The organism is Methanosarcina sp. A14, from assembly GCF_001729375.1.
Taxonomy (GTDB): domain Archaea; phylum Halobacteriota; class Methanosarcinia; order Methanosarcinales; family Methanosarcinaceae; genus Methanosarcina; species Methanosarcina barkeri.
The window spans coordinates 1-8,638 of the sequence record NZ_LZPK01000215.1; the positions used below are offsets into that span (position 1 = coordinate 1).

At 42.0% G+C, this 8,638-nt stretch carries 7 protein-coding genes and 1 tRNA gene; 2 read left to right on the forward strand and 6 right to left on the reverse strand.

From position 1 onward, the window contains the following. Window positions 1-326: 326 nt before the first annotated feature. Together A9239_RS10860 and A9239_RS10865 are read left to right on the forward strand one after the other, a co-directional pair. Window positions 327-611, forward strand: coding sequence for a hypothetical protein (locus tag A9239_RS10860; RefSeq protein ID WP_048121383.1), 285 nt, complete (start codon window positions 327-329; stop codon window positions 609-611). After that, window positions 601-822, forward strand: a complete 222-nt coding sequence (locus tag A9239_RS10865) for a type II toxin-antitoxin system RelE/ParE family toxin (protein ID WP_230668907.1) — start codon at window positions 601-603, stop codon at window positions 820-822. Before A9239_RS10860 ends, A9239_RS10865 begins: the two co-directional genes overlap by 11 nt. A 726-nt stretch (window positions 823-1,548) precedes the next feature. Here A9239_RS10865 and A9239_RS10870 read toward each other — a convergent pair. From A9239_RS10870 to A9239_RS10895, 6 genes are all read right to left on the reverse strand, one after another. After that, window positions 1,549-1,620, reverse strand: a tRNA-Arg gene (locus tag A9239_RS10870). A gap of 176 nt (window positions 1,621-1,796) precedes the next feature. Continuing rightward, complete coding sequence (locus A9239_RS10875; RefSeq protein ID WP_048156168.1) at window positions 1,797-2,339, reverse strand: nitroreductase family protein; 543 nt, start codon at window positions 2,337-2,339, stop codon at window positions 1,797-1,799. Between the two features lie 75 nt (window positions 2,340-2,414). Continuing rightward, a complete protein-coding gene (gene ilvC / locus A9239_RS10880; protein ID WP_048121400.1) occupies window positions 2,415-3,422 on the reverse strand; it encodes a ketol-acid reductoisomerase in 1,008 nt (335 codons plus the stop codon). Window positions 3,423-3,716: 294 nt separating this feature from the next. Beyond that, entirely contained in the window at window positions 3,717-4,202 is a 486-nt protein-coding gene (gene ilvN / locus A9239_RS10885; RefSeq protein ID WP_048121402.1) for an acetolactate synthase small subunit, read from the reverse strand. Then, window positions 4,202-5,968, reverse strand: coding sequence for an acetolactate synthase large subunit (locus A9239_RS10890; RefSeq protein ID WP_048156171.1), 1,767 nt, complete (start codon window positions 5,966-5,968; stop codon window positions 4,202-4,204). Before A9239_RS10890 ends, ilvN begins: the two co-directional genes overlap by 1 nt. Window positions 5,969-6,253: 285 nt before the next feature. Continuing rightward, a complete protein-coding gene (locus A9239_RS10895; protein ID WP_080941576.1) occupies window positions 6,254-7,741 on the reverse strand; it encodes a (R)-citramalate synthase in 1,488 nt (495 codons plus the stop codon). Between the last annotated feature and the right edge of the window lie 897 nt (window positions 7,742-8,638).

Consider the following 8,638-nt stretch of genomic DNA (forward strand, 5'->3'; position numbering starts at 1 on the left):
TAATAATTGCAAATTATTGAACAAATGCACAAAAACGATAGCAGGAAAAATGTTCTTTTACTCAAGACATCTGCGGAAGGTAGGTTATACAGAAAGAATGAATAATAACTGTTTTGTTTTTATTCAAAATTATATAATATTAAAAAATAATATATGTTTCGAAAGGCTGATTACAGTTTTTACATGTCCTCTTAATCAGGGTTCCCTCTTTTTTCCCTGCCTGGGCCTTTCTAGGCTCCCTGACTGGATTCTCTTCTTGCTCCTTGGTTACCCCTTATCTCTTCAGTACTAGCCTCTAATCGCCTGTACTCAAAGCTCTTGAAGAATTGAGCATAGAAGTCAATACAGGAGCAAGAGAGCTAATTATAAATATTATAATCATTATAATGATTATAATGCAAGACGGAACCACAATTCAAATTTCAAAGAAAAACCGCGACGAATTGAAAAAAATCGGCTCTATGGGTGATGACTACAATACCGTCATTGAGAAATTAATCAGAGAGTATAAGAATCATGAATATAGATTGAAGATAGACCGAATTGCGGAAGAAGCCAAAAAACACTTTAAAGAACACCGCGAAGAATACGTGAGCGTGGATGACCTTTAAAGTTTTCATAAAAGCAAAAGTTCTTGATGACCTGCCACAAAGTAGAAAAAAACAAGTTGCTGAAGCTTTAAAAGATCTAAAAAATGGGTTTCAGGGCGGTAATAAGTGCAGAATAGAAGGTTATAAAGAAGATGTGTACCGTCTTCGAATCGGGAATTACAGGGCGTTCTATACCGTTGATTTTGAAGAGAATGCAATTGTTTGTTTTTGACATCTTGACACAAGAGCAAGCGCACAAAAAATACGGCCGTCTTTAATTCTCACTCATTACCTGACGTTTTGATTTAGCATGAAAGTACGGAATAAAAATGGCTTCCAATACTCCTTTTGATTTTCTGCTCCTTATCAAATTTAAGCCTTGTATGGCAATTCACTGATTAGTTTAGCGATGGTTTGAAAACCATAGTTAGGACAACCTTAATACCCCAAGGTAATGACGAGATCAATAGTCAAAAAAGGGTGAGGTGAAAAAGTACTTTCATTTCTTTGTGCCTGTTATTCGAAGAATATCATGTGCGTTTAGACAAAAATCACAAATTTTCTTGCTGGTTGACAATACATCACCTAGATCGTAAGAAAAGATGATTAAAAAATATTTAAAAGCATAGGTGAAGAGAGTTAAAAGTCATAAAAAAAGGAGAGTGCAGTCAATTTAAAGATTTTCCAGCACAATTTTCAATAGTAAAATTACAACAAGAATCAATATGAGAGTCCACAAGAGTGGCAACACGATACGCAGCAAAAAGTACAGTACTATTGCTATGAGAATTAGCTGACCTAAAGATGAACCTCTTCCAGCACGCAGGAAGCGACGATTAAATCCTCTAGCCATTAAATACACCTTCTAACTTATATTCTGTTTTATTTCAGTCTTATACTTTCTGCCCGGCAAATAATGTAAAAAATGAAACCATACCTTACCAGATTTTTTAAGAAACAGGTCTGCTGGGAATCGAACCCAGGTTCGGAGCTCCGGAGGCTCCAGTGATATCCTCTACACTACAGACCTTCACTATCAAAAAGTCAAGATCAGTTCGCTAATATATAAAACCATAATCAGTTAACTGGCTGGTTATAGTGCTAAATAGCTTATAAACTTAATCCTTAATAATATTAAAATATCCTTTTATATTTAATATTTATAAACCATTAAAAGGAAATTTAGCCTGAGAATTTCAGGATAGTTTACTCTTCCCACTTCTGGCCGTACTTTTCATCAAACACTATTTCGGATAGAGCTCTACGTGTTGAAGTCCTTTCTTTTGGGACCGGTTCCCCGATTGCAAGAACTGCCATTAGCTCAAGATCGGAAGGGCAGTCCAGAATGGAATTGACTTTCTCTTTTTGGTTCAGGATTTCTCCAAGCCAGACCCCACCAAGGCCAAGATCACAGCAGGTGAGGAGCATATTCTCGATTGCAGCCCCTATTGCCTCGAGATCTTTTGTCCTGTTGTAAGAAGTTTCATTGTCCAGGAAAGTCGCAATAAGCAGAGGAGCCCCTGCCACGATACCTGTGTAATGAGTGCATTCCGAGAGTTTCTGGATAGTCTCACGGTTTCGAATAACAATGAAACGCCAGGGCTGGTTATTCAATCCGGAAGGAGCCCAATGGCCTGCATTAAGGATAGTGTTGATATCTTCCTTGCTAACAGGTTTGTCCGTAAACTCCCGGACGCTCCGTCTGTTAAGGATAGTGTTAATGACTTTGTTATCTCCTTTTACTGGCATACTTTCCCTCCGGATTGAATTTTATACTTCCAGATTTATGAATTTTCTGTCTACAGGCTATTAATTACTGTAGAATCAGTCATCGTCAATCTTCTTGTTGAGCCAGGGGATGTTTGCACGGATCTGCTTTCCGACAACCTCAAGCTGGTGTTCCTTTTCCTGGCGTTCCATGGCTTTGAGTACTGGGTGGTTGACCATGCCTTCGAGCACGAATTCCTTGGCAAATTCGCCGTTCTGAATTCTTTTAAGGGCTTCACGCATGGCTTCGCGGGACTCATCATTAATAATCCTGGGGCCGACTGTCATACCGCCGTATTCTGCAGTGTTTGAAACAGAGTGCCACATTCTCTCAAGCCCACCTTCATAGATAAGGTCAACAATGAGCTTGACTTCATGGCAGGTTTCGAAATAAGCCATTTCAGGCTGGTATCCGGCCTCAACAAGTGTTTCAAAAGCGGTCTTGATAAGAGATGAAAGTCCTCCGCAAAGGTCAACCTGTTCTCCGAAAAGATCGGTTTCGGTTTCCTCACGGAAAGTGGTTTCATAGACACCTGCCCTGGTTGCACCGATTCCCTTGACATATGAGAGAGCAATGTCCCTGGCATGTCCGGTTGCGTCCTGATAGACTGCAATAAGAGCCGGGACTCCGATACCTTCGGTATAGGTTCTTCTGACAATGTGACCAGGTCCCTTGGGAGCAGCCATGAAAACATCAACGTCTTTTGGGGGGACAATCTGGTTGTAGTGAATATTAAAGCCGTGTGCAAAAGCAAGTGCATTACCGGCTTCCAGATTTGGTGCGATTTCAGAATAATAAACCGAGGCCTGATTTTCGTCCGGAAGGAGGACCATGATAACATCTGCAGCTTTTGCAGCTTCTGCCACAGTCATGACCTTCAGGCCGTCATTCTCGGCTTTTGCCCAGCTTGAACTGCTTTTTCTGAGCCCAACAATAACATTAAGCCCTGACTCATGGAGGTTGCGGGCGTGAGCGTGACCCTGGCTTCCGTAGCCCATTATTGCGATAGTCTTGTCCTTAAGTGCATCAAAAGTAGTTTCGTTATCATAAATTATTTTTGCCATATTAGATTCTCCTGATGAATTTTTCAGTTTTTGAGCAAAGCTCCTAATATTTTTTTGGGAAGCATATTATTATTAAGTCCTTATTAAATCCGTTCACTTCCCTGTGAATTAAGTTGACCTAAGTCGATTTATGGAAAGTTGCTTTTTTCGGATAGGGCAGCTTTTGAAGTTTTAGCAGAGACCTGAAACTTCAGGCTTACTCTTATTGAAGCTTCAAGGGGTTTAAAACGCTTTCGACTGCCCCAGTCTGTAAAAATAATTAAGCAGCTACCTTTCTTTACCTGCCCTTATTATTTAAACCTTCTTTGGGCCGCGAACCAGAGCAATCTTACCTGTCCGGACCATTTCCTTAATCCCGAACTGCCTGAGGAGTTTTTCTATTGCCTGAATTTTGGCTTCGTCTCCAGTTACTTCGACAGTTATGGATTTAGGAGCTACGTCCACTATCCTTGCCCTGAAAATATTCGCAATCTGGATAATTTCGGTTCTCGCACTCACGTCGGCTGAAACTTTAATAAGGGCGAGTTCCCGTTCTACAGAGTCATCTCCTCCGATGTCCGAAACTTTGATCACATCAACGAGCTTATTAAGCTGTTTTGTAACCTGTTCGAGCACATGGTCATCCCCATCAACTACTATAGTCATTCTGGAAGTTTTGGGATCTTCAGTGACTCCTACAGCCAGGCTCTCAATATTGTATCCGCGCCTTGAGAAGAGCGAAGCCACCCTTGAGAGAACTCCGGACCTATTTTCCACAAGGACTGCCAGTGTATGTTTCATTACTGTTCCTCCAGGTCGAGAACTCTATCAGCTTTTGCCTTACGCAAATCGGGCATAGCGCAGGGAGTGTCTGCATGTTCTTCCATATCAATGATTTCATTAATTGCAGCCCCTGCCGGCACCATTGGATAAACGTTTGCCTCGCATTCAACAATTACGTCGACAATAGCAGGCCTACCTGAATTAACAGCTTCTTCAATTGCAGGCCTTACTTCGGACGGCCTTTCCGCACGCAGTCCAAGTGCTCCGTAAGCCTCGGCAAGTTTGACGAAGTCAACACTGCCCTTGATAAATGTCTGAGAATACCTTTTGTCATAGAACAGTTCCTGCCACTGTCTGACCATACCCAGATAACCATTATTAATGATCACAGAAACAACCGGAATGTCGTTCTGGACTACAGTTGCAAGCTCCTGAGAGTTCATCTGGAAAGAGCCATCGCCTGCAATGTTAATAACCGTTTTATCCGGCTTGCCAACCTTTGCTCCTATGGCTGCAGGGAAACCGTAGCCCATTGTGCCAAGACCGCCTGATGTAATGAAAGTGCGGGGGTTTTTATACTTGAAGAACTGAGCGGCCCACATCTGGTGCTGCCCGACCTCAGTAACTATAATTGCGTCCTTGCAAGCCTCAGAGATTTGCTCGATGACAAACTGAGGCATTATGACATCAGGTGACATCTGTTCATAGGTAAGCGGATATTCCTTTTTCCACTGTTTTATCTTTTCAATCCATGCTTCGGATTTGCAGCACTTGATATATTTATTCAGGGACTTAAGCACCTGTTTTGCGTCTCCGACGATTGGGATCTGGACATTTACATTCTTTGAGATCTCAGCAGGGTCGACATCGATGTGAATAACCCTTGCATTGGGGGCAAAGGACTCGAGCTTTCCGGTAACACGGTCATCGAACCTCGCGCCCACGGCAATAATAAGATCGGATTCCTGAATAGCATAGTTTGCAGACTTGGTCCCGTGCATTCCAAGCATCCCAACATGCAGAGGGTGTTCAGTCGGAATTGCACCAATTCCCAGGAGAGTAGTCGTAACCGGAGCATTAATTGTCTCAGCCAGCTCTACAAGCTCAGCGCTGGCATTAGAACTTATCACACCGCCACCTGCGTATATAATAGGCATGCAGGAATTTGCAATTTCCTCGGCGGCTCGTTTGATCTGCTGAGTGTTGCCTTTGTAAGTTGGCTTATATCCTCTAAGCTCTACTTTGTCAGGATAGTAAAAGTCGATCTCCGCGTTCTGTACATCCTTTGGAAGGTCAATTAATACCGGGCCAGGCCTTCCGGTAGAAGCGATATGGAAGGCTTCTTTTACGATTCTCGGGAGTTCGTTTGCATCCTGTACGAGGTAGTTGTGCTTGGTAATGGGCTGGGTAATTCCCTTAATGTCGGCTTCCTGGAAAGCATCATTACCTATCAGGAAGGTTGGGACCTGCCCTGTTAAGGCTACAATAGGCACTGAGTCCATATATGCGGTAGCAATCCCTGTTACCAGGTTGGTTGCTCCGGGACCTGAGGTAGAAACACAGACCCCGGTCTTTCCAGTTGCACGGGCGTACCCGTCCGCAGCATGAGCTGCTGCCTGTTCGTGACGCACAAGTATATGGCGCAGATTCGAATCATAAATTTCGTCATAGAAGGGAATGATCTGCCCTCCTGGATATCCGAAGATGGTGTCAACACCTTCTTTTTCCAGGCACTTAATCAAAGCCCTTGCGCCATTAACTTTTTCTGTTGACCCGGTTGTCATTATTTAACTCCTATTTATTTCTTAATGGTGATTTAACTGGGTACTCACCTGAAGATGAGTATATTTCCAGTAAGGGTGTGTTCATTAGAAATATTTATCTTTCACACTCACATTTTCTCGTTATTAATTTTGTAAATATATCATAATCAATCATGTATATATGGATACGGTTTTTCCTGATCCAGAAATATTAGTGGTGTGTGATTTCAAGAATTTTTCCAGCAGGAAAAAAAGGAGAGGACAGAACAGCCCTCCTGAAAAATCTATATAATTCATTTTCTGAAATCACTCGGCCCGGATAAGGCGGTTCATACCGTTCATTACAGCTTCTACGGAAGCCATAATTATGTCCGTCCTGGCTCCGCTTGCGGTAACTTCCTTTCCATCCTTGGAAAGTTTTACCCTTACTTCAACAAGGGCATCGGTTCCGCCAGTGATCGAGTCTACATGATACTCTTCAAGGATAATATCTTCCGCACAGGAACGTACAGCTCTCCGGATTGCGTTGATTACAGCATCTACAGGCCCGTTCCCGATTCCTGCCTGTACAATAGCTTTATCTTTTACGTTAAGTTTTATCGATGCCGTTGGAGTCACACGGTTTCCTGACACAATGGTAAACTCTTCCAGTTTTACCAGAGGTTCCTTATAAATATCAAGTACGTTTTCTGCAATGGTGTGCAGGTCAGCATCAGTTACGTGTTTTCCCTGGTCACCAATCTGCTTGACACGATTGAAAATTTCTTCGGTCTGGGCCTCATCAGCTACAAGCCCCATTTCCTTTAAGGCAAGAGTAATCGAGCTGCGTCCTGCATGTTTTCCAAGTACGATCTGACGCTGCCTTCCGATATATTCCGGGCTCATCGGTTCATAGGTTGCCTTATCGGCAAGAAGGCCGTGAACATGGATTCCTGCTTCGTGAGTGAATGCGTTTCCACCTACAAGAGCCTTATTTGGTGATACGGGAATTCCTGTAAGCCGGCTTACAAGCCTTGAAGTCCGGTAGATCATCTCATGTTTGATACCTGTATTATACTTGTAGAGCCATTCCAGGCTCGTTACTACTTCTTCAAGGGATGCGTTTCCAGCTCTTTCACCTAACCCGTTAACAGTTACATGGGCCTGTTTTGCCCCTGCAGCCAGGGCAGCAACCGTGTTCGCAGTTGCAAAACCAAAATCATTGTGGCAGTGAATGCTGAGAGGAGCTTTCAGTGAGGAAGTCAGGTCCCGGAAAATTTTGGTTGTCCTTTCAGGTACCAGAAGGCCTACAGTATCACAGAAGCATAACCTGTCAGCGCCTGCATCTATGCCGTCGGTAAAGATGGTCTTTAGAAACTCAGGGTCTGCACGCGAGGCATCTTCCCCGCTCAATTCCACAATCAGGCCGTGGTCCTTGGCATACTCAATTACATCAACTGCGATCTGCCTTACTGCATCCCGACCCTTTTTGATTTTCGTCCTTATATGAAGGTCCGAAACAGGTGCTACAAGGTGAATAGAGTCAACATCACATTCCAGAGCACGGTCAACATCGGACTTTACAATCCTGCAGTAGCTGCAAATTTCAGCGTTAAGCCCTGCATTTGCAACAGCCCTGATGGATTCCCTTTCACCTTTGGAAGTGATTGCAGAACCAGCCTCAATTATTGAGACCCCCATTTCATCAAGCGCTCGGGCGATTAAAAGCTTCTTGTCCTTTGTAAGGGCAACGCCAGGTGTTTGTTCACCGTCTCTCAAAGTAGTATCCAGAAAGCGGACATTTTCGAATAATATAATCCCTCAGTATTTTTTTTATTGAGATAGTTTCTTCGCAATACAGGAAAATAATATCTATATAATATTTGTTATTTTATAATATTATATCCTATTTTGCAAGCTCCAATCTATTAATACAAATATTACATATATTTTTCTCAGGAACCCGGATTTTTCAGGAAGATTTCCTAGTTTACGCCGTGGTTCTCTGAAACTTTTCCTCAATAGGTAGACCATAGTATTTTTAGTTTCCAGTTGACAAATAGAAGTTACACAATGCAATAACTCTTTGGATACTATTTTTAATTGGAGTACCTTTAGTCTTTTCAAATGCGATTTAAGTAATTTTGTTCGCTCACAGGATCATTCTGTGGTTGACAGCTTACGGCATTGGTTGAGAAATTCAATGCGAAGTATCTTGGCTTCAAGCAGGAGTTTGGGGAGCAAACTGTTTTTGATGTGGCGAATAAGATTAATGAATGGGTGGAATTGATAAAAAAGAGTTTTTAAAAAATCTCACTTCTTATTTACAGTTATGGAACTTATTAACCTGTACAGAGATTTTAAGTATGCTCGCATAAAGTGGACGGAAAAGTTCAGATATTGACCTTCTTAGTGTTAAGCGCAAAATTAAAATTTTTTTAATGTTTATGTAAACTTTTTATATTATAATATATAAGAGTAAGAAAGTAGGAAACCAGTCTATTCACTTCGTTTTCCAATTATTAGTTTTCTTGATTTTTCCATTTAGGTTAGGAGTTACGCAGTTGGATCCTAGCATATTGTTTTTTCCAAACTTACAAATATTTGAATTAATTTAACGTGTATTGGGGATTCCTTAAGTATTCTGTCACTGCCACTCTTCTAATTTTCATAGCACTTTCAAACCAGGATATTCCACTTTTGATTCTTTGT